The organism is Hydrotalea sp. AMD, from assembly GCF_004100315.1.
In the GTDB taxonomy this organism is placed as follows: Bacteria; Bacteroidota; Bacteroidia; order Chitinophagales; family Chitinophagaceae; genus Hydrotalea; species Hydrotalea flava.
Map to the genome: position 1 here is coordinate 256,724 of NZ_SCKY01000001.1, position 22,335 is coordinate 279,058.

Sequence of the window (22,335 nt, forward strand, 5' to 3'; positions counted from 1 at the left end):
TTTCAGGATAAAAAGCTGTCTTAAAAATTTTTATATATGAAAGTTATAATATTATTTTTTTTTATTTTATTATTTCCCTTGTTTATTGTAGCACAATCATTTGGGTATATCCGATATTATGCAAAATATGATTTGGTTACAGCGCCGTTAAAAGTATCTGATGATTATGCTGAGTACGAAACAGAAGATGCATGGCTATATTTTAATGATACAGCCTCACTCTTTCGGCAGCGCTTAAATGCCACCACTACTCAATTGAGAAGAACAGGAAATGGAGAGGTTATAAAAAACGTAGTTATGAGGCCGGGCTATAAAAACCTCGACACTATAGGTGCTTTGTATTATCGCACAAATGAAAAAGATACATTCCTATGCCGTGAAAATTTTTCTTTTAGCCGTGAAACATATTATTTTTACAAAGACCGTTTTCAACATATAGATTGGAAAATATCTAACGAAAAGAAAAGTATAGGGAAATTTGTTTGTCAAAAGGCAACTGCTTTTGCTTATGGCAGGAATTGGGAAGTTTGGTTTACATCAGAAATACCGATAAGCATTGGCCCCTGGAAGCTTTTTGGGTTACCAGGCGCCATACTTGAGGCACAGGATACATCAAAAAAATTTATTTTTTTATTTAGAGAAATAAGCCTGCCCGACATCTTAGGCTACGATAGTATTTCAATGTTCTCGCAAAAATTGAATAATAAATTCATGTCTAAGGAGGAATTTATAGCATTTTATAACAAAAAGAAAGAAGAACGTAAAAGCTATATCTTATCTATTTTGGGTGAAGGAGGAGGTAGCGGTAGCGTAGCTTTCCATGAGGAGATTGAACAGTATAACCTCATTGCTAAATAAAATTGGGTCAGTGAAAAATTATTTCTTAAGAGGAGTACTAATATTTTTTTTCTTTTATGCAACTAATTCTCTTCATGGCCAGCAAATACAGGAAATTTCAGGATATGTGAGAGATTGGGAAGGAAATGGATTGCCCAATTCTAATGTTATTTTAAAAAAGATTTCAGATTCAACTATTGTTAGTTTCACAATAGCCAACAAAGATGGATTCTTTCGAATCAAAATTCCGGCGGGCTTGACGGACAGTTTGATTATCACAGCTACACATATCAATTATGCCAAAAGTGAAAAAGTATTAAAATTCGGAGTTGATTTTAAAGAGTTGCTTATTTTTTATCTCGAAAAGGAAGCTACAACTTTAAAGGAAGTAATTGTATCGGCCAAAAGGCTGCCATTTAAAGCATCAAATGATACTACTGTTTACAATCTTAGTAGTTATTCTGATGGTACGGAGAGAAAGTTGGAGGATATTCTGAAAAAGCTTCCCGGCATTAAAGTATCTGAAACGGGTGCCATAACATTCAAAGGAAAAGAAATTGATAAAATAATGATTGAGGGGGATGATTTCTTTTCTCAAAACTACAAGTTACTATCTAAAAATGTACCGGCACTGCTAATTGAGCAGGTTGAAGCAATTGAAAACTATAATGATGAATATTTATTAAAAGGCATACAAAACTCAAACAAAGTTGTATTGAATCTAAAAATCGGCAAACAGTTTTCTGCGAGCCTTTTCGGTAACATAGAGGCAGGGGTAGGCGACCCCAAACTTTTCAACTTAAATTCAAGCGTTTTTTCTTTCCTTAATAAATTAAAAATTGGTGCGCTTACAAATTTTAATAATACCGGCTTTGACCCAATGGGTAATACAAAGTACACTTTAAGCATCAATCCGAACGACAATAAGCTATTAAATCAAAACGCTGAGTTAACTCCACCTCCTATCAGGATGAATATTATTGGTGTGCCCGGTATTCAACTCGAAAAGTATAATCGAAATAATTCACACATGGCAGCTATTCAGGTAAGTTTACCAATGGGCACAAAGATAAAATCCGGTTTATACGGATATTGGTACAAAGACAATTCTCTTTTTTCATTAGAAAATTTTTATAATTATAACTTACCCGACTCAACATTTAACATTCAGGAACAAATGGCCAACAATAGAAGAATTTTGAATGGTGCAATTAACTGGAACTTATTATATAGAATAAATGAGAAGTCTTCACTCCGCTATATATTTTCATATTCATCGGAGCTACCATCTTATTACAATAAATACCAAATTCAGAACCCCAATACATCAGAATTGACAAATACTATTGTTCAGGATAATAGTCGTCTTTATACAAATAAATTCACTTATATAAACAGGCCCGATAGCAATGGTGCAATTATTTTAGAAGCTCTGTTGAGTGCTAAAAATACAAAACCACAAAATTATATCAGCTCTAACAGGTTTGACGATGTATTCGGGATTTATAATCTTTCTGAACCTATAGTTCAACAAGAACTCAATACAGTTGAAAAAGCATATACACTTAGCGCTAAATGGATAGGAACAAAAGGTGTACATAGCTATGAAATCAGTATGAGTCAAAACTGGTATAGTGCACAACTTAATTCGGGGGTTAAAATAAGCGATAAACAGATAATTGAGCCAATAAATGATAGCAGGTGGAAAAATGCTGTACATTATAACAAAAGTGTCGTTTCCTTTGCGTTTCAGGATATGATTAAATTGGGAAGGCTTGGGGTTAATTTTAAAGTGCCAATACGCATGCTTACCGCAGAAGCGGATAGTAATAATTTAGGGTCAATTAAATTAAGGAAGTTGGTTGCCGACCCGAGTTTGAATGCTTCTTATTTGTTAGGCAGATACAGTAAATTGTCTATTGATATGTCTTTGGAAAACACTGTGTCAGGAATCTTTGACATGTATGGTGGGTATATCCTGATTGACTACAGAAACGTTTTTTCTAAAACATTTTCGTGGAACTTAAACAAAGTATTTCAATCAAATTTGAATTATTCTTATGTTAATAGTACGAAATACTTTTTTCTTTATTTAAAAGCCAATTATACCAGGCAAAGCAATCCATATTTGTCAAACTTTTATTCTTTTGTGCCGAATATTAATTTTATAAACTCTTTCCCATTTATTGCCAGTAGCCATATTACTTCATTTTCAGGAGAGGTTAGCAAATATTTACCCTTTTTTAAAATCAGGTTGGGATTTGAGCCGTCATTGATGTTTAGTAAATCTAATTTTAGCATTGACAGTTCTTTATGGGATGGAACAACGATAGGAACCGGTTTCCGTGCTTATTGTATTACAGGGTTTGATAAATGGTTCAATCTTTCTATTGAGGCATCAGTTAATCCAATGAAACAAATCAACTCCATTCATTCAGCCCCGGTAACATCAAGTTTTAAAAATAGTATTGGAAAGTCAAAGCTTGGTATAAAGCTTCGGCCATACAAGGAAATAACAGCTAATATTTCCGGAGAATATCTTAAATGGAAGGGGACTGATATAACAAATGATGCATTTTTTTTTGATGCACAAATTAACTTCTCCCCTGTTAAGAAAAGGTATTCGTTTGAACTGAAAGGTATTAATTTACTTAATTCAAAAAAAATATTGCAAAACAGCTTAGGTACTTATGTTCAAAGCTCCACACTTTATGCAATCAATCCCAGGTTTTTGATTTTCACTTTTGCTTACAGCTTTTGATAGCTCTTAGTACTCAATTGTAATTATCTTATTTTTAAAGTCTTTTAAACACTGCCAATACCGTAACCTGCAAGAAAGATTTTGTAATTTTTATTTGCAACCTGTTTCCGGTGGATGCAGATAAAACAAAGGCGCTTAACATGACGAAGACAAAGGGCGAACAAACAACATTAGTTTACTGCTATGCTGGCTGACAAATAAATCCTCATTTTTTTGTTTGCTGTCAGCAGTGGTTCAGTCAGTCGTAATTCTATTCTGCTTTTGTACTTATCTTCATCATCAGTAATTCTATTGGGCTGCAGTTCCGGGCAGGACAAGCAATGAATATCAGCACATCAGCAAGCCAAGAACCGTTATAAGAAACATAATTATGATTAAGAAAAGCACCGAAGCATTGCTGCTTCGGTGCCAAATTTTCAGGAGGAAAAATTTTGCTTATTGGTGTAATTGAATAACCCCAATATTTACATTACTATTACCGCTAATATTAATGTTATTAATAGTAGTGTCTTTATACCCATTGGATGCGTTGATGAAAACGCTGTACGAACCGCTTTTTAAACCACGCACTTTAAATTGTCCCTTTTTATTGGGCAATGCATAGGCCGTATCGGTACCACTGTAAATGCTTAACACCGGATAGGCATTGTAGGGCAATACAGCACCTGCAATACTACCTGTAGTAGCTTCAGTAAAGAAATGGAAAACGGGTTTCAAATAAAACTGATTATTCCACTGAACAACAGATCTGGCTACATCAAAATCTAACCAAAGTCTGGATGCACCGGGCTGGTATTCATCCCATTCATCTCCTTTTAATTGTATTAATACATAACCTTTTGAACCCGGCAAAAGATTTAATGGGTATGTTACACTGTTTTTAACCAATGAATTTCTGGTGCCCAGATTAATTCTAATTAAGCGGATAGAACCGGCCTTAATATTAGCAGATGCCAACAGCGTATCTACGCCATTACTTAAAGAAAGAATATCATAAACTCCCGGCTGTACGTGTAAATTTTCCCAAACAAAACTTCCTTCGGGATGATGGTGCTCATCATCTTCCCCTACATGATCCCAATTGGTAGTATCATTGTTTCGGGTATTGGTGGATGTGTCTACCAATACCATAACCGAATCAATGTCTAAATACACATGATCAAAGAAACCAGGGCCATCCGTCATATACAAACTTACCTGTTGTGTACCGGGTGGTACCTGAACTGAATTACTTTTTGAGCAGGCAGCCCAAATAAAAATGGCTGATAACAGCAGCCCAACCATGCCGATTTTGTTTTTCATTGCGTAAAATTTTAAGTAAAAATGATTACATGGATACAGTTTAATTATTGTTTCCAAAAAACGAGCCAATATTTAATGAAAAGATACCCGTTCAGTTATTTTGTTGCCCAAACGAGCTTAAAAAAAACTTAAAAATTCATCCAGTATAAATAAGCCCAACAATTGATATTCCTCAAATAATAACAGAAATGCTTAACAAAACGCAGGAATAATTGAAATGTACTTGCATCGGAGCACTACAAAATGTAGCTTGCAGGCTGAATTTAAAAAATGGATAGTCCTGATTGTACTTACAAAACCAAACACAATCATAACCAATATCCAATATCCAATAGCTACCATTTTGTAACTGATAAATCAAACCATATGAAACGACTGGCTCAAAAAAGCATGCTGGCTTTGTCTTTATTTTTTATTGCAGCAATTTCAAATTCATTGAAAGCACAAAAAGAAAAACAGAAAAAAGATTATTACCTTATTAAAGTTTACCATTGTAAAAGCACTGACCAGGTAAACATGGTAAATGATTATTTAGAAAAAGCATATTTACCTGCCTTACACCAACATGGTTTTGAAAAAATTGGCGTATTTACAAGATATGATAACGATACGGCTACCGACAAACGTGTATATGTTTTTATCCCAAATACAGTTGTACAAAAACTATTGTTGCTGGATGATGAATTATTAAAAGATGGTAACCTGCAAAAAAATGGTACAACTTATTTGCAGGCTGCTTATAACACCCCTCCTTATCAGAGAATTGAAACCATAGTGCTAAGAGCATTTAAAGATCATCCAACGTTTGCCTTACCTCAATTAACTGGCCCACTTACCGAACGTATTTATGAATTAAGAAGTTATGAGGGTTCTAACGAAACCTTCTATCACCAAAAGGTGAAAATGTTTAATGAAGGTGGTGAAATCAATATTTTTAAAAGCCTCAATTTTAATGCAGTTTTTTATGCAGAAGTTTTATCAGGCTGCCATATGCCCGACTTAATGTACATGACAACATTTAATAATATATCAGACAGAGATGCGCATTGGAAAGCATTTGGCGACAGTCCGGCCTGGAAAACATTATCTGCTTTACCGGAATATCAGCATACTGTTTCTACTGCTAATATTTATTTACTGCATCCTACATCTTTTTCAGATTTTTAAACAACAAACTTTAGCCTATTTGCATAAAAAAACCTGAGCAGAGTGCATCAGGTTTTTTTGTGATTATTTCAATAGTAAGCTATTGTAAGTATTGTTTAAACCATACCAAATACCGCTCTAACCGATCAACCTGATAAGAGGGTTTGATAATGCCATGATGTTGCCCCGGATAAATCACCAATTCAGTGGGTACACCAATTGATTTTAATGCCTGATACATTTGCTCTGCGCCAATGGTAGGTACGTTAAAATCTTTTTCACTGGCCATAAATAATGTTGGTGTTTTAATTTTGTTTACGTGAAAAAAAGGATAAGACAATGCCATCCATTTTTCAGGATGTTCCCATGGCTTCCCTAATTCTGTTTCGTATTGTGTAATGTATTGATCGAAGCCATACATACTTAATTGCAAGGAACTGCCTGCACCGCTGGCCGCTGCCTTAAACCTGTTATCGGTAGCAATGGTATAATTGGTTGAAATACCACCATAACTCCAACCGCTAATTCCCATTCTGTTTCCATCAATTTTTCCGGCTTTAATTAAATAATCTGCTGCGCCTGTTATATCCATCACTTCTTTATTACCCCAATCTGCATAAATGGCTTTAATATAAGCCAAGCCACTACCGTTACTACCTCTGTAATTAACACCTATCACAGCAAAATTCCCTGCTGCTAAAACTTGCCTTGTAAAATCAAAAGCATAGTCATCTTGCGCTACCGGGCCACCATGTATATAAAATATGGCAGATAACTTAGTAGCATTATCCATACCCGGAGGCGTAAATAACAGGCAGGGAACTTTTGTTCCATCTTTACTTACTGATGTAAAGCCTTCTACTTTAGCCAGGGTAAGTGATTGCATAAAATCATCATTCATGTGCGTTATCTGGTGCATGGCATTTCCTTCTATCACCACCACTTCATAAGGATGATAGGGATCGCTCCAAAGCGCTGCCATTTGCGATTTATTATCACTCATATTTAATCTTTCCAAACAAAATTCACCCTCCACAAGTGGTTGTATTTTTTGGGTAGCCAGTTCTACTTTTGCAAGATATTTTTTTCTGTTATCAGTTATCAAACAATAGATATACTTGCCATCGGCGGCCCATTGCTGATTTGAAACAGGTCTGTCAATAGCAGTGGTTAACAACACAGGTGTTCCACCATTGGCAGGCACAACCACTAAAATATTTTGGCCATACATGGTAAAAGCCTCATTGCTGCTGGATTGTAAATAAGCAATCGATTGCCCGTCGGGACTCCACATAGGACGCGTATCACTGCCCGGCCAAGTAGTTACTTGTTGTAAAGAAGCTCCTTTTTCGGCATTCATCAACCATATATCGGTATTATCATTCTTATCAGGATCAGCCGTTCTGTTGCTTACAAAAGCAATACGTTTACTATCGGGACTCCAAGCCGGAGCACTTTCATCAAACTGGCCCTTTGTTAATGTATCTAACTTTTCGGCCTGTACATCAAACAAATATAAATGGGTATGCCGGTTGTCTAAATAACCCGTAATATCTTCTTTAAAATGGTAGCGATCTATTACGTAAGGTTTTCTGGTTTTTGTAGAGGCTGTATCAGAAAAATCCTGGTCTTTCATGGTTAAAAGAATTTGTTTACCATCCGGACTCCAAACATATTCATCCAAATCTCCTTTTAAATGGGTAATTTGTTTTGCCTCACCTCCACGCCTGTCTAAAAGCCAAATTTGCGCCATTGCATTTCCCATTCGTGCTGACACAAACGAAAGATATTTCCCATCTGGGCTCCATCTGGGCATTGATTCCGATTCAGGTGTATGGGTAAGCTGTACAGTCTGATGCCCATCCCAACTCACCATCCAGATATCTGTATTGCGCTTATCTTTAGCACTATCGGCCATACTAACGGTGTAAGCTATCCATTTTCCATCGGGCGATACTTGTGGATCTGATACATTTTTTATCCGATAAATATCCGTTGGCAGTAAACTGCGTTTTGATGATGACTGTGCCATTACAACCGAACTGCCACTTATAAAAAGCACTACGGGCAATATCCATTTTTTCATGTGCATATATTTCTGTTTAAGTGATTGATTCAATTTTTGGTTCCCTGTAAACGAATGATATTACACCCACCTTTCGCGTATGATCATTTCACATGAACAGGGTATTTTTTTGTTGTAAATATATTACAAACATCCTTAAGCCATGTGCCACTCATATAATTCCGTTCCTGAAAAATGAATAGAATGAAATAACTTTCATCTTTAAAAAATTTCAGATGCAGAAAAAAACTTTCATTGTCATTTGCTCCATGCTGCTGGTCATACAAATTTTTGCACAGCCATTATATATGCCTCGAAATATAAAAAAGGCCTATACACAACAAACCCGATCGGCCAATGGCATGCCTGGTGTACATTACTGGCAAAATACCGGCAACTATGCTATAGCATTACAAGTATCACCGCCTTTCAGAACCGTTCGTGGATCAGAAGATATTACTTATTTTAACAACAGCCCAGACTCACTTGCCTATTTAATTATAAAATTAATTTTAAATATACACAAACCCGGCGCATTACGCTATAATGATGCATCGGCCAATTACTTAACATCCGGTGTACATATTGATAAAGTTAGCGTAAATGGTAAAACAATAGAATGGCAGGAACCCAATTATCATGCTACCTGGCAGGCATTACGCTTTCCCCAAAAATTAATGCCTAAAGATTCTGTTCAATTGCATATTGACTGGCATTATGATGCATCATTGGAAAGCGGCAGAGAAGGTATGATTGATTCCACCACTTTTTATCTGGCTTATTTTTATCCAAGAGTGGCTGTTTATGACGATTACAATGGATGGGATAAAGAAGATTTTACCGATCAGCAGGAATTTTACAATGATTTTAATAACTATCGTTTGCAAGTAACTGTACCCAAAAATTTTGTGGTATGGGCAACCGGTAATTTAAACAATCCAAAAGAAGTGCTGGCACCTAATATCATTGAACGGTTAGAACAGGCGCAGGAAACAGACTCTACCATTTCTATTGCCACTCTGAATGAAATGTTGCAGGGGAAAGTAACACAACAAAAAAACAATACCTGGAAATTTAGTGCAGACAACATCACGGATATGGCTTTATGCGTGAGTGATCATTATGTTTGGGATGCGGCCAGTATTGCAGTTGCCCCAAACCGGGAAAGAGTGAGTGTGCAATCGGCATACAACGATACTGCAAAAGATTTCCATCAAATGATAAACTTTGCTCATCATGCCATTGACTGGTTTTCAAAAAACTGGCCCGGAGTGCCTTATCCTTTTCCTAAAATAACGGTATGCCAGGGTTATGCAGATATGGAATACCCCATGATGGTAAATGACGGTACGAATGATGACCCGGTTTTTTCGCGTTTTGTAGCAGAACACGAAATTGCACACTCCTATTTTCCATTTTATATGGGCATTAATGAAAACCGTTTTGGCTTTATGGATGAAGGTTGGGCTACTACCTTTGAATACCTGATTGGACAGGCAGATTTGGGGCCAAAAGTTGCAGCAAATTTTTATCAAAGTTTTAGAGTGCGTAGTTGGATTAACGATCCATCGGCAGAAGAAGATATTCCCATTATTACACCTGCTAATATTTTGAGAGGTCTTGCCTATGGTAATAATGCCTATGGAAAGGCATCGCTAGGCTATTTAGCTGTTAAAGATATGTTGGGTGATGATTTGTTTAAAAAATGTTTACATACCTATATGAACCGCTGGCACGGTAAGCACCCCTTTCCATGGGATTTTTTCAACACGTTTAACGATGCCTCGGGGCAGAACTTAAATTGGTTTTGGCAAAATTGGTATTTCACGAACGGGTACATTGATTTAGCCATTCAAAATATTACTAAAAATAGCAAAGGGTACACCGTTAGTATTAACAATATCGGTGGATTTGATGCGCCGTTTGATGTAATGGTTACTTACACCGATGGAAGTACAGATGCTATACACCAAAATGCTTTTATCTGGAAAACCAATGAAAAGCAAGCCAGTATTGCTATTGAAACTAACAAAAGCATTCAATCGTTAAAAATTGACGGTGGTATATTTATGGATGCCAACACAAAAGACAATAGTTGGCAGGCACAATAAAAAAAGCCTGTGTTTTATGAGCATGGAACACAGGCTTTCAAATATCCATTATCATTAGGCCCTTTTTTTAGTGGCCTTTTTTGTTTTAGAACCTCCCGAAGCCAAAATAGCATCAATCGCTTTTGAAAATCCGGCTAATGTAATGGAATCAGTATAACGTTCATCATTCAGGAAGAAAGTGGGTACCTCTTTTACCCCTTTTTGCTGGCCATAACTAATATCGCCACGAACCTGCCATCCAAAAGTTGAGTTCATCAAATCATCTAAAAATACTTTACTGGTAACACCCGCTTCCCTTGCATAAGATTTTAAAGTAATGGTACCCAAATTATGCCTGTTCTGAAACAGTAAATTATGCATAGGCCAAAATTTACCTTCCTGCCCTGCTGCAACAGCTGCCTCGCCAGCTTTTAAAGCCCGTTGATGAATATTGGTTAAAGGGAAATGTCTGAAATTTAATCTAACATCATCCGGATATTTTTCCAATACCTGTTTTACCACTTCATTAGCAGCCGCACAGGCATCACTTTCATAATCACCAAACATCATTAAAGTTACAGGCGCAGTATCTTTGCCTACATATATATCTTTTGGTTCAATAATTATGAGTGCCTCTTTGGGTTTCATTGCCATTATTACACTATTTAATCGATAAAAAAATGAATTAAAATCAGCTTATTTTACTGAATTTTGGGCGCAAAGTAGCATAATTAACGCAAAAACAATCAAATAGTGTTTTTCTTTATTACAACTACTCGTTTCTAAATACTACTACCCCATCAAATACATCTACTAATACCGGCTTTAATTTATCCACTTCACCAGCAAGTATTTTCTTGCTCAATTGGTTCACAATAGCCTTTTGAATTAAGCGTTTTAAAGGTCTTGCTCCAAATTGAGGGTCAAACCCATTTTCAGCCAGATAATCAATCAAATAATCACTAAAATCAATATGTATTCCATTGGCAGCAACCAAATCCTGTAAATTCTTTAACTGTATGTTTACAATTCCTTTAATATCATCTTTCATTAACGGCTGGAACATAATTACCTCGTCTACCCTGTTTAAAAATTCAGGACGAATGGTTTGCTTCAATAGATTTAATACTTCCACTTTTGCTTTTTCAACAACTTCCTCTTTATTTTTTTCGTTTACATTTTCAAAAGCATCCTGAATAATCTGGCTACCCATGTTACTGGTCATGATGATGATGGTATTTTTAAAATTAACGGTACGGCCTTTGTTATCGGTTAACCGGCCATCATCTAACACCTGTAACAATACATTAAACACATCGGGATGCGCCTTTTCAATTTCATCTAACAACACAACGGAATAGGGTTTACGCCGTACAGCTTCAGTTAGTTGCCCTCCTTCGTCGTATCCAACATAACCCGGAGGTGCACCCACTAAACGAGATACGGTATGCTTTTCCTGATATTCACTCATATCAATCCGGGTCATCATGTTTTCATCATCGAACAAATAATCGGCTAATGCTTTGGCTAATTCTGTTTTACCAACACCGGTTGTACCCAGAAAAATAAATGAACCAATGGGCTTTTTAGGATCCTGTAATCCGGCACGACTTCTTCTAATGGCATCGGCAACGGCAGTAATGGCTTCATCCTGACCAACAACTCGTTTATGCAACTCATCTTCTAAATTTAATAATTTTTCCCGTTCACTTTGCAGCATTTTAGTTAATGGAATTCCGGTTGCCTTGGCTACAGACTCTGCAATATCTTCTGCATCTACTTCTTCTTTTAATAAACGCTTTTCGGGTGATACCTCATCCAGTTCTTTGGTTAATTGCACAATTTGTGCTTCCATTTCTTTGATTTTTCCATACCTTATTTCGGCTACTTTACCATAATCGCCTTCCCGTTCAGCACGTTCAGCTTCTAATTTCAATGATTCAATAGCTGCTTTGGCATTTTGTATTTTTTCAACAATTTCCTTTTCCTGTTTCCACTTAGCTTTTAAGGTATCGCGTTCAACACTCAACACCGAAATTTCCTGATTCAATTCTTTTAGTTTCGCTTCATCATCTTCACGTTTAATGGCTTCTCTTTCAATTTCTAACTGGCGTATGTTTCTTTCTAATTTATCTAACTCTTCCGGCATAGAATTCATTTCCAGCCTAAGTTTGGCGGCACTCTCATCAATTAAATCAATGGCTTTATCGGGCAAAAAGCGATCGGTTATGTACCGGTTCGATAATTCGACTGCTGCAATAATAGCTTCATCTTTAATGCGAACATGGTGGTGCGTTTCATATCTGTCTTTGATGCCCCGTAAAATAGAAACAGCATCTTCAACAGAGGGTTCATCTACCACTACTTTTTGGAAACGACGTTCCAAAGCCTTATCTTTTTCAAAATATTTTTGATATTCATTTAAAGTGGTTGCACCAATGGCTCTTAATTCGCCACGAGCTAAAGCAGGTTTTAAAATATTGGCCGCATCCATGGCTCCTTCTCCTCCACCGGCGCCAATAAGAGTATGAATTTCATCAATAAACAAAATAATTTCGCCTTCACTTTCGGCCACTTCTTTCACAACACCTTTCAACCTTTCTTCAAACTCACCTTTATATTTTGCACCGGCAATTAACTGCCCCATATCTAATGCATAAATAATTTTACTTTTTAAATTTTCGGGCACATCGCCATTTACAATACGCATGGCCAATCCCTCTGCTATAGCTGTTTTACCTACGCCCGGTTCACCAACCAATATTGGATTGTTTTTAGAACGGCGCGATAAAATATGCAGGGTTCTTCTAATCTCTTCATCTCTTCCAATAACAGGATCTAATTTTCCATTGCTAGCTAATTCATTTAAATTTTTAGCATATTTTGGAAGTATATTGAATTGTTGCGATTGTGTTTGAGAGTTAACGGTAGCACCTTTCCGTAATTCTTTTACCGCCGCTACAAATCCCTTTTCCGTTAATCCGGCATCTTTTAAAATTTTAGCCGCATCATCATTCATCTGCATAATTCCCAGCAACAAATGTTCTACACTTACAAACTCATCGCCAAATTGTTTTAAGGATGCATTGGCTTTTAACAGGGCATTATTTAATTCCCTGCCCAAAGCCTGAGCAGGTTCCACGCCTTGTACTTTTGGAAGTTTGGCAATGCTCTCCTCAGTTTTATTAATAACAAAAGCAACATTTACATTATTTTTTTTCAGTAAATAGGCAATAGAACTGTCTTCATCAGTTAATAGTGCTTTTAATAAATGGTTGGTTTCAATGTTCGGATTACCCGCATTGTAAGCCAACTGCTGAGCGGCCTGAATGGTTTCCTGTGCTTTAATAGTATAGTTATTCAAATTCATATGTTTAAAATTGGTGTTAATGATTGAAAATAGATATAATCGTTTTTAAAAAGTTAAACCTTATAACAATTCATACGGTTTTTACTGTTTTCTTTACATTCACAAATCATAATCCAACCATAAAATATGGAAAATATGTCGGTAAAAAACGTTAAAACCTGCTGTAAAGTCAGTCTTGTTATTGGCATGCTGCTATTCTTTCAGGTAAGTTACGGACAATATAATTTTGAACCCTTGCAAAAACAATTAACTGCCGCTAAAAAAGAGATTGGCAAAAACTATGTTTGCATGGTATACAAAGGGGGTAAAATAATTTTTAAGCAGGAAGAAGGCGATTTAAAAACCAACACACAATTGCCTATTGCGGGTTGCAGCAAATGGCTTACAGCAGCTTTGGTAATGACTTTTGTTGAACAGGGTAAACTGGGTTTAGATGATAAAGTAAGTACCTACTTACCCATTTTTGCCACTTATGGAAAAGCCTATATTACCATTAGGCAGTGCTTAAGCCATTTAACAGGCATTCAATCGCCACCCGGGATTGTAAGTGTATTACAAAAAAACAAATACGCCACTTTAGAAGAAGAGGTGAATGCATTTGCATCGAAACGGGAAATTCAGGATAACCCTGGTGTAGCATTTCGATACTCTAATATTGGGTTAAACATTGCTGCCCGTGTTGTAGAAGTGATTAGTAAAAAGCAGTTTGACCAATTAATGGCTGAAAGAATTTTCAGGCCGCTGAATATGCGCAATTCGTCTTTTTATAGTAATCGTGCTGTAAATCCATCGGATGGGGCTGTTACTACCGCTGCTGATTACATGAACTTTTTGGCCATGTTATTAAATAATGGGGTCTTCAATAATAAAAGAATTTTGAGTGAAAAAGCCATAGAAGAAATGGAGAAAGCGGAAACTAATTTGTCTATGATTCAATATGCACCGGCCATTGCAGCCGGATATAATTATGGTTTGGGAGCATGGATAATTGGCTGTAATGCGCAGGGTATTACTAGTGCCATGGCATCACCCGGCGCTATGGGTTGTTATCCATGGATTGATCGTTGCCACAATTATGCCGCATTAATTTTTGAAAAAAGCAAAAACGTTGATCAGAAGAAAGATGTATATCTTAATTTGAAAACCACAATTGATGAGCTATTACCGGGACATTGTGAATAAAAAACATTTAAATTTTCTTAAGCACCACTTGAGCATGATCATTTAAATACATGACATTATAAAAATCAACCAATTTTTCATAATCAGTAGCCGGAAACTGTTGTTTGATGCCTGTCTGATATCTGATCACTTCAATTTCGTTATTATTATAAATAAACTGTATGGCATAATCGCCAAAAATGGTATGAATACTTTGTGGTTTCGGCAGTGATTCTATTTCATAACCAGTGGGTATAGTGATAAAAACAGAATCGGTATGTAAAAAATTTTCTTTCAATACAATGGGATATTTCCTCGTTTCATCAGGCAATAATTTTAGTTCCCATTTATTAAAAATATCAGGTTTTATAAATAGTCGCTTCCCCATAACTGCCGCAAATCCATTTACAATAATTTCAAAACTTTCTTTCACAACCGGAATGATACTTTTTTGCTCCTCTAATTGAATATGTTGAACGTTATACGTAGGTAAGTTAAAATTCTGATTATAATATTGTTGTATCTTTTCCGGTATACCAACATTCAATAATTCATGTACATCATCAATAGCCTGACCAGTATAAAGGGTATGCACTTGAGCCTGCATGTTCCCTCTTTCATCAATGGTTGCATGTACCACCCGGTTTTGTTGATTGTCATGCATAGAATAAGTGGGCGTATGCACTACAATACCACCTGAATCAGTAATCAGTAATGCATCTCTATCATCAGTAAAATGGCTTGCAAATCCCGGTGCTACGGATGAACTGGTACACTCTAACCATATGGAATCTTGCCCATCAGGCACACATACAGTAGCATGATTAAAATAACCACATGGAAAATCTTTCCATATAGGCAAATGCCTATCCGTTGCACTGATGAGCACATAATAAGCTTTTATACCTGCTTCTTTTAAGAGTGCCACCATGAAATTAGAAAGTGCTTTACAATCGCCATATTTGTTATCCGATACATATTTACAATCAAAAGGTTGCCAACCTCCTATTCCTAATGCAATATTGATATAACGTGTATTTTTTTGAAGATATTGGTACAAAGTAACAATTTTTTGCTGCTGATTTTGTAAGTGATCTGTAAGCAGATGCACCTGCTGTTTAATATTATCGGGTAACATATCATGCCCGGCATTTAACTGATTGATAAATTTTCCAAACGATTGCCAACTCTGCATACTGCCTGTATAATTTTGCAGCTGAAACACAGGCAGGGTGATGAAAACAAACGGATCTGTTTGGAATACATTGGGCTGAAATAGTTCTCGATGAATAGCTTTTTTAAAATTAAGCAGCCAGGTATATGTTTTGGTATTATTGACTATAACGGAATCAAAATGCAACATTTCTTTTTGCAAAACTTTGTAATTGACATACAATTCAGATGGAAAAGTTACGCTAAAACTACTTTGCTCTACGCTAATATTACTACCTGCCAAAGGTTGCCAGTTGGGTAATTGAAAGGTTTGAGTATGTATTTCCTCATCATTATACACAACAGTATAGGGATAAGAACGATAAAAAAAATCATAGGATTTTCTACGGTCATCGAGCACCAAACTCATGTTATCATTCACCGGAACATCATCAATATCTTTTTTTTTCATACTTTTTAATTTCTTTCCAGAAGCATCAAAAAGGGTACCTGAAATATCTCTTAACATATTCATTTGGTCATAGGTATTTAAGTATACGGCATAATCATTCCCTTTTTGATTCAATACCGTAATAGCATAGTTATGGTGAACTACTACCTTGCTTTCATTATCAATAGTAACGATAGTATTATCATATCGCACTACGGCATTTGCATTGGCCGTAATAGAATCGGGAATGAGATGAACATCTAATGATTGTGCATTATTTTGTATACAAAGAAAAAATAAAGAGAATAGCAGGATCAATTTCATCGAATTGATTTTACATACTTTAAAAAAATATAACATCCATTTTATTGCCGTGTTTTACTTTTCAAACTACGGTTTAGTAGCTACTTTCTTTTTTAAAACTATTTGTTCACTTTCTTTTTGCACTATAAACGCATAAAAATCGCGAAGAGTGCTATATTCATCCGGATCAAAATTGGCTTTATTGAGTGCCAAACGGCAACGCATTTGTATATGGTTATTTTTGTTTACAATCAAATATTCAAAACTACCTTCCTTCCCACTTAATTGTACTCTGGCCGATTTAGGTAATTCATCCACCACATAACCTTCCGGTACATCCATATCCAACAAATAGGTACTGTTGAAACAATTAGGCATTTCTACAGGAAAGGTTCTACTTTCTGCTTTAAAAGGATTGTCAGTTATTTTATCTTGTAAAATCGGATTTAAATAAATTAAATCATCATCGGGATTAAAGCTAAAAACAGCAGTATATTGCAATTTTAATGGCTCATCCAAATCTTTTAAATTATCGGCATGCATATCTTTAATCTGAACCGGTTCATTGAATTGTTTTTGGAGTTTTTTGGTGTAGGCATCTATTGATGTAGCGGTAATTTCATTACGCACATCCTGCGATTCAAAATTGCCAAAGCTTTTATTGAAAACAACATTGAGTGCCTTATTAGCCACATCGGGTTGCATATGCACAATATCCATTTGATACTCTTTCACAGAATCAGCATCAAAACTTATCAGCAATGGCTCTTTATCATTAATAACTCTTGCAAAGCCATTGTAACAATCAGCCGGCAAATGATTAAAACCTAAATTTGGTCTGGTTGCATCCAAGTAATAGGCTTCATCATTTATAAAAACACGGGTAATTACATAATTAAACTTCCGCATCACCGGATAGTTTTGTAAAACTTTTCCATGATCGCGGGTACTGAGTATAACAGGATAGGCTTCCAGTCCGGCCTGCTTTAACATGGCGGTTAATAAAATATTAAGATCAGCAACATTCCCTTTTTTTGATTGAGCAATTTTTTTTAATGGTGCAGATAAAAATCTGGAACTATAATCATTACAGGAATAATGATCTCTTACAAAAGCAAATATACCTTGTGCTTTTTCAAGATCGTTGGTAGCATTTGCAGTTGCGGTTTTAATATCGTCTTTCAACCAGATATTATTGTAATTCAACTCTAAACCAAAATCTGAGTCTTTCAATAATTTTTCAGAAATTTGAAACCAGCTTTGTGCAACTTTTTCCACATTTTCTTCGGGCATGCGTATTTCTGATAATTGAAATTGAATAGCACTTACATAATTACCAGAACTAGTCATATACAATTGAGGATGGAATGCCGGCACATCTTTCATTGCCCAAATATGTTTAATTGCCTGTGTACTCACTGCTCCGGTATTTCCCGACTCCGCTGCACTTTTACCATTTTCATGAATGTAATACCGTTCTCGCACTTCTGTAGCTGTATCAATATAATAATTTTGCAACCCTTGTTTTATGATGGCATAATTAAAAAAGTAAGGCACATTCACTTCATATTCACTATATAAAACAGGATATTTTTTTTGAAAATCCCAGTCGGGCATAAAACTATACCCAGGCAAAATAACTTTAATATGAAACTCAACAATTGAACCTTCTTTTATATTGGGATAAGTAAATTTATATGTAGTTATATCTTTTCCTACTTCAGTAAACAAAGCAGATTTATCCAATTTGGTTTCAACCACTTGTCCATTTTCTAAATTAAAAGTAGAAGCTTCAAGCGATACCAATTTAGTTTGATAATCATTAGAAATATAAAGTGGTATTATTATAATAGCTGCATCAAAACCATTTTTATGCATTAAACGCATACGGGAATATTGCTCATAAATTACGGAGAAGAAACCATTACTGTTTCCTACATAACTTGAACTTCCTGCATTATACAATATTACCGCATCAGCAGCAGAATCAATTTTATATTGCGTAGGCATAAAATCATCGGTAGTTATATGCCCAAATTTTAATTGAATTCTCCGTTGCTGCGCAAAAGCCATGCTTAATAAACAACAAACAAAAACCGGCCAAATTTTAAAACTTTTCATAGAATAAAGTTTAGGAAGCGTAATTTTATTTTTGCATAATCAATAATACATAAAATTTTTATTTCATCAACAATTTAATAAGAAAAAAATTTTGAGCCATTTAACCGATAGAAATACAAGCATTGTTAAGCAAACTGCTCAAAAATTATGGTTTGATTATTGTGGTATTGCCAAGGCTGAACAATTAGAGGAAGATGCCAAAAAATTAGAAGCCTGGCTAAATAAAGGCATGCATGGCACGATGCAATACATGGAAAATTATTTTGACATGAGAACAGACCCACGCAAGTTGGTACCGGGAGCAAAATCAGTTATTACCTTGTTAAAGAATTACTTTCCTGCGCAACAACAAAAAAACAATACGCCTAAAATAGCACGTTATGCCTATGGCAAAGATTATCATCTGGTTATTAAACAGCAACTGAATGAATTTTTAGCAAGTATTTCAAATACTATCGGGGCAATAGCCGGAAGAGGATTTGTTGATTCAGCACCAGTTTTAGAAAGAGCATGGGCACAAAAAAGCGGTTTGGGCTGGATTGGGAAAAATGGCAACTTAATTCACCCCAAAGCAGGTTCATTTTATTTTATTGCAACATTAATTACCGACTTAGAGTTGAATTACGATAACCCATTGACGAAAGATTACTGCGGCACCTGCACCAAATGTTTAGATGCCTGCCCTACTGATGCAATTTTGCCTAATAAAACCATTAATGGTAGTCAATGTATTTCCTATTTCACCATTGAATTGAAAGAAATGATGATACCCGAAACACAAAAAGGGAAGTTTAATAACTGGATGTTTGGGTGTGATATTTGTCAGGAAGTATGCCCTTGGAACCGTTTCAGTCAACCACACAACGAGCCGGCATTTTCGCCTATTCCCGAAATTTTAGAATTAAGTACGCAGGAATGGATGCACCTAAGTGAAGCAGCATTCAACCAGATATTTAAACATTCCCCTTTAAAAAGAAGTAAATACAAGGGTATACAACGCAACTTGCGTTTCATTCAATCAGATACAGTTATTGATGACACAAACATACCTTAATGGGTATAGCCTACTTAAAGTATTTATATCCATATTTTGCATACCCTTAATTTTGTGTAATGAATTTAGTTGAACGCGATGCAGCAGTAATCTGGCATCCTTTTACGCCACAAAAAAACAGAATAGACCCTATTCCTATCACGAAAGGAAAAGGTACACTTTTGTTTGATGCAGCCGGTAATGCATACATTGATGCGATTAGTAGTTGGTGGGTTACCTTACACGGACATGCACATCCTTACATTGCAGAAAAATTATACCGGCAGGCTTTGCAGTTAGAACAGGTAATTTTTGCAGGCTTTACACATGAGCCAGCCGTTTGTTTAGCAGAAAGATTACTTGAAATTTTATCCGGCCCCTTTGCAAAAATATTTTACAGCGATAATGGCAGCACCTCAACCGAAGTGGCATTAAAAATGGCGATACAATTTTGGTGGAACCAACAACAGCAGCAAAGAAAGAAAATTATTGCTTTTAAAAACGCATATCATGGAGATACATTTGGGGCCATGAGTGTTAGCGATCGTAGTGTTTTTACACTTGCTTTTCATGATTTACTTTTTGAAGTAATTTTTTTGGATACACCTTCACAAGAAAACATAGTTTCATCTATTGCCACTATGCAACAATATGCCGCAGAAACGGCTGCATTTATTTATGAACCATTGGTTCAGGGAGCAGGCGGATTAAAAATGTATGATGCCGCTTTACTCAATCAACTACTTGTTGCAGCAAAAGAAAACAGCATTATTTGCATTGCAGATGAAGTAATGACCGGGTTTGGCAGAACAGGTAAAATGTTTGCTTCAGAATATTTAACTGTTAAACCCGATATTATTTGTTTGAGCAAAGGATTAACAGGAGGCACTATGGCACTGGGTGTTACTGCCTGCACTCAACAAATATATAACGCATACATGCAGGATGATGCACTCAAAACTTTTTTCCATGGCCATTCCTTCACTGCCAATCCCTTAGCCTGTACCGCAGCCTTAGCCAGTTTGGATTTACTACAGCAGCCCGATACCGTTACTGCAATTGAGAAAATTTGTAAATCAATAGCAGTTTTTGCAAATGAACTTACCCAATTAAAAGCGCCCATCAAAAACATTAGAACTTTAGGCACAATTATAGCCTTTGAAATAAAATTAGGAAAAGATGAGTACTTAAACAATGTGAGCCAATTTGTAACACAAGCAGCATTAAAACAAGGGGTTTATTTAAGACCATTGGGCAATACCGTTTATGTGATGCCGCCCTATTGCATTACAGATGAGGAGTTAAGAATAGTTTTCACAGTTATTAAAAACATACTGCAACATTATGAATAGCAATATTGAGCAACTCTATCATATAGCACAAAAGCAATCCAAAAAAATTATAGGATTGATGAGTGGCACTTCCTTAGATGGTTTGGATATTGCTATTTGCACATGTGAAGGCAATGGGTTGAATACATCTGTAACCATTCAAGAATTTACAACAGTACCATACACACAAAAGTTTAAAACGGAAGTAAAATCTGTTTTCAGCAATCGCCATGCCGATTTAGAAAAAGTATGTATACTGAATGAATGGATTGCAGAAGAACATGCCAAAATAATTCTGGCAACTCTTGCAGGCTGGAACATTCATCCCAAAAATATTGATTTGATTGCTAGCCATGGACAAACCATTTACCATGCCCCAAAACGATTACATGGATTAGAAGCATTTAATAATGCCACACTGCAAATTGGCGATGGAGATCATTTGGCTGTAAAAACAGGCATTATCACCATCAGCGATTTTCGGCAAAAACATATTGCCGCAGGTGGTGAAGGTGCCCCTTTAGCAGCTTATGGCGATTATTTTTTGTTTAGCAAAAAACATGAAAATAGGATTATGCTGAATATTGGCGGCATAGCCAATTTTACTTATTTGCCGGGAGATTTAGATGTACAAAAAGTTTTTTGTACCGATACCGGCCCGGGTAATACCCTGATGGATGCTTATATTCAACATCATTTTCCGGGAAATTATTTCGATAAAAATGCCGCTGTTGCGTTAAACGGAAAGATACTTCCTGCACTGTTAATAGCATTAAAAGATCATACTTTCTTCAATAACGAATTCCCCAAAACAATTGGACCGGAATTATTTAATCTGGCCTATTTGCAACAGGCTATTGAAAGCTCCGGCATTCAGCACTATACAAAAGAAGATATAATGGCCACCTTAAACAAATTTACGGCCGATACTATAGCAGAAGCCATTTTAAAAGCAAGTACACACAACAAAACGTCTGTTATTTATTGTAGTGGTGGTGGCATGCACAATCCTTTACTCATGCATCATTTAAAGGCTTTATTACCCAATATGGTTTTTAGAAATACACAGGAGTTGAACATTAATCCCGATGCAAAAGAAGCCGTATTATTTGCAGTATTAGGTAATGAATGTGTTAGCGGAAAGGGGTTGGCGTTAGGTGAAGGTCAGCCTGCTATTACAATGGGGAAAGTCAGTTTTCCTGCCTAAACAAA

At 36.0% G+C, this 22,335-nt stretch carries 14 protein-coding genes; 8 read left to right on the forward strand and 6 right to left on the reverse strand.

Annotated elements, in window-relative coordinates; all coding sequences use genetic code 11:
* The first annotated feature begins 36 nt into the window (after positions 1-36).
* Positions 37-858, forward strand: a complete 822-nt coding sequence (locus EO766_RS01160; protein ID WP_287100621.1) for a GLPGLI family protein — start codon at positions 37-39, stop codon at positions 856-858.
* A 10-nt stretch (positions 859-868) separates the two neighbouring features.
* Positions 869-3,598, forward strand: coding sequence for a TonB-dependent receptor (locus EO766_RS01165; RefSeq protein WP_287100622.1), 2,730 nt, complete (start codon positions 869-871; stop codon positions 3,596-3,598).
* A gap of 435 nt (positions 3,599-4,033) precedes the next feature.
* On the opposite strand, the gene EO766_RS01170 is transcribed toward EO766_RS01165, so the two are convergent.
* Positions 4,034-4,900, reverse strand: coding sequence for a DUF4382 domain-containing protein (locus EO766_RS01170; RefSeq protein ID WP_287100623.1), 867 nt, complete (start codon positions 4,898-4,900; stop codon positions 4,034-4,036).
* Between the two features lie 270 nt (positions 4,901-5,170).
* Here EO766_RS01170 and EO766_RS01175 point away from each other — a divergent pair, with 270 nt between their 5' ends.
* Complete coding sequence (locus EO766_RS01175; protein ID WP_143439724.1) at positions 5,171-6,067, forward strand: NIPSNAP family protein; 897 nt, start codon at positions 5,171-5,173, stop codon at positions 6,065-6,067.
* Positions 6,068-6,146: 79 nt separating this feature from the next.
* Here EO766_RS01175 and EO766_RS01180 read toward each other — a convergent pair whose 3' ends face one another.
* Positions 6,147-8,132: a S9 family peptidase gene (locus EO766_RS01180; RefSeq protein ID WP_075051686.1), complete on the reverse strand. Its 1,986-nt coding sequence runs from the start codon at positions 8,130-8,132 to the stop codon at positions 6,147-6,149.
* 215 nt (positions 8,133-8,347) lie between these two features.
* On the opposite strand from EO766_RS01180, the gene EO766_RS01185 reads away from it, so the two are divergent.
* Complete coding sequence (locus tag EO766_RS01185; RefSeq protein WP_287100624.1) at positions 8,348-10,222, forward strand: M1 family metallopeptidase; 1,875 nt, start codon at positions 8,348-8,350, stop codon at positions 10,220-10,222.
* 54 nt (positions 10,223-10,276) lie between these two features.
* On the opposite strand, the gene EO766_RS01190 is transcribed toward EO766_RS01185, so the two are convergent.
* Positions 10,277-10,855 carry a DsbA family protein gene (locus tag EO766_RS01190; protein ID WP_075051683.1) on the reverse strand — a complete coding sequence of 193 codons (579 nt, stop codon included), beginning with the start codon at positions 10,853-10,855 and terminating at the stop codon, positions 10,277-10,279.
* 118 nt (positions 10,856-10,973) lie between these two features.
* Positions 10,974-13,571 (reverse strand): ATP-dependent chaperone ClpB, encoded by a 2,598-nt coding sequence (clpB, locus tag EO766_RS01195; RefSeq protein WP_218331055.1) that lies wholly within the window; start codon positions 13,569-13,571, stop codon positions 10,974-10,976.
* Positions 13,572-13,706: 135 nt separating this feature from the next.
* On the opposite strand from clpB, the gene EO766_RS01200 reads away from it, so the two are divergent.
* Entirely contained in the window at positions 13,707-14,753 is a 1,047-nt protein-coding gene (locus tag EO766_RS01200) for a serine hydrolase domain-containing protein (RefSeq protein ID WP_287100625.1), read from the forward strand.
* Between the two features lie 7 nt (positions 14,754-14,760).
* Here the strand turns inward: EO766_RS01200 and EO766_RS01205 are convergent, their stop codons facing one another.
* Both EO766_RS01205 and EO766_RS01210 read right to left on the reverse strand, forming a co-directional pair.
* Complete coding sequence (locus EO766_RS01205) at positions 14,761-16,659, reverse strand: DUF3858 domain-containing protein (protein WP_287100626.1); 1,899 nt, start codon at positions 16,657-16,659, stop codon at positions 14,761-14,763.
* Between the two features lie 66 nt (positions 16,660-16,725).
* The gene (locus tag EO766_RS01210) at positions 16,726-18,759 is read right to left on the reverse strand and encodes a transglutaminase domain-containing protein (protein ID WP_218331052.1); all 2,034 of its coding nucleotides are present in this window, start codon (positions 18,757-18,759) and stop codon (positions 16,726-16,728) included.
* A gap of 91 nt (positions 18,760-18,850) precedes the next feature.
* Here EO766_RS01210 and queG point away from each other — a divergent pair, with 91 nt between their 5' ends.
* Genes queG through EO766_RS01225 form a run of 3 tightly spaced genes read left to right on the forward strand, consistent with a single transcriptional unit; the run spans position 18,851 to position 22,330 of the window.
* Positions 18,851-19,813 carry a tRNA epoxyqueuosine(34) reductase QueG gene (gene queG / locus EO766_RS01215; protein ID WP_218331051.1) on the forward strand — a complete coding sequence of 321 codons (963 nt, stop codon included), beginning with the start codon at positions 18,851-18,853 and terminating at the stop codon, positions 19,811-19,813.
* A gap of 59 nt (positions 19,814-19,872) precedes the next feature.
* Positions 19,873-21,144, forward strand: a complete 1,272-nt coding sequence (bioA, locus tag EO766_RS01220) for an adenosylmethionine--8-amino-7-oxononanoate transaminase (RefSeq protein WP_218331050.1) — start codon at positions 19,873-19,875, stop codon at positions 21,142-21,144.
* Positions 21,137-22,330 (forward strand): anhydro-N-acetylmuramic acid kinase, encoded by a 1,194-nt coding sequence (locus EO766_RS01225; RefSeq protein ID WP_218331049.1) that lies wholly within the window; start codon positions 21,137-21,139, stop codon positions 22,328-22,330. Before bioA ends, EO766_RS01225 begins: the two co-directional genes overlap by 8 nt.
* Positions 22,331-22,335: the final 5 nt, after the last annotated feature.

Excerpts from the sequence above, each read along its gene's own strand:
- EO766_RS01180 (WP_075051686.1), bottom strand. The coding sequence starts at position 8,132 with ATGAAAAAATGGATATTGCCCGTAGTGCTTTTTATAAGTGGCAGTTCG.
- EO766_RS01205 (WP_287100626.1), bottom strand. The coding sequence starts at position 16,659 with ATGAAATTGATCCTGCTATTCTCTTTATTTTTTCTTTGTATACAAAAT.
- EO766_RS01185 (WP_287100624.1), top strand. The coding sequence starts at position 8,348 with ATGCAGAAAAAAACTTTCATTGTCATTTGCTCCATGCTGCTGGTCATA.
- clpB (WP_218331055.1), bottom strand. The coding sequence starts at position 13,571 with ATGAATTTGAATAACTATACTATTAAAGCACAGGAAACCATTCAGGCC.
- EO766_RS01210 (WP_218331052.1), bottom strand. The coding sequence starts at position 18,759 with ATGAAAAGTTTTAAAATTTGGCCGGTTTTTGTTTGTTGTTTATTAAGC.
- EO766_RS01170 (WP_287100623.1), bottom strand. The coding sequence starts at position 4,900 with ATGAAAAACAAAATCGGCATGGTTGGGCTGCTGTTATCAGCCATTTTT.
- EO766_RS01160 (WP_287100621.1), top strand. The coding sequence starts at position 37 with ATGAAAGTTATAATATTATTTTTTTTTATTTTATTATTTCCCTTGTTT.
- EO766_RS01200 (WP_287100625.1), top strand. The coding sequence starts at position 13,707 with ATGTCGGTAAAAAACGTTAAAACCTGCTGTAAAGTCAGTCTTGTTATT.
- EO766_RS01190 (WP_075051683.1), bottom strand. The coding sequence starts at position 10,855 with ATGGCAATGAAACCCAAAGAGGCACTCATAATTATTGAACCAAAAGAT.
- EO766_RS01175 (WP_143439724.1), top strand. The coding sequence starts at position 5,171 with ATGGATAGTCCTGATTGTACTTACAAAACCAAACACAATCATAACCAA.
- bioA (WP_218331050.1), top strand. The coding sequence starts at position 19,873 with ATGAATTTAGTTGAACGCGATGCAGCAGTAATCTGGCATCCTTTTACG.
- EO766_RS01225 (WP_218331049.1), top strand. The coding sequence starts at position 21,137 with ATGAATAGCAATATTGAGCAACTCTATCATATAGCACAAAAGCAATCC.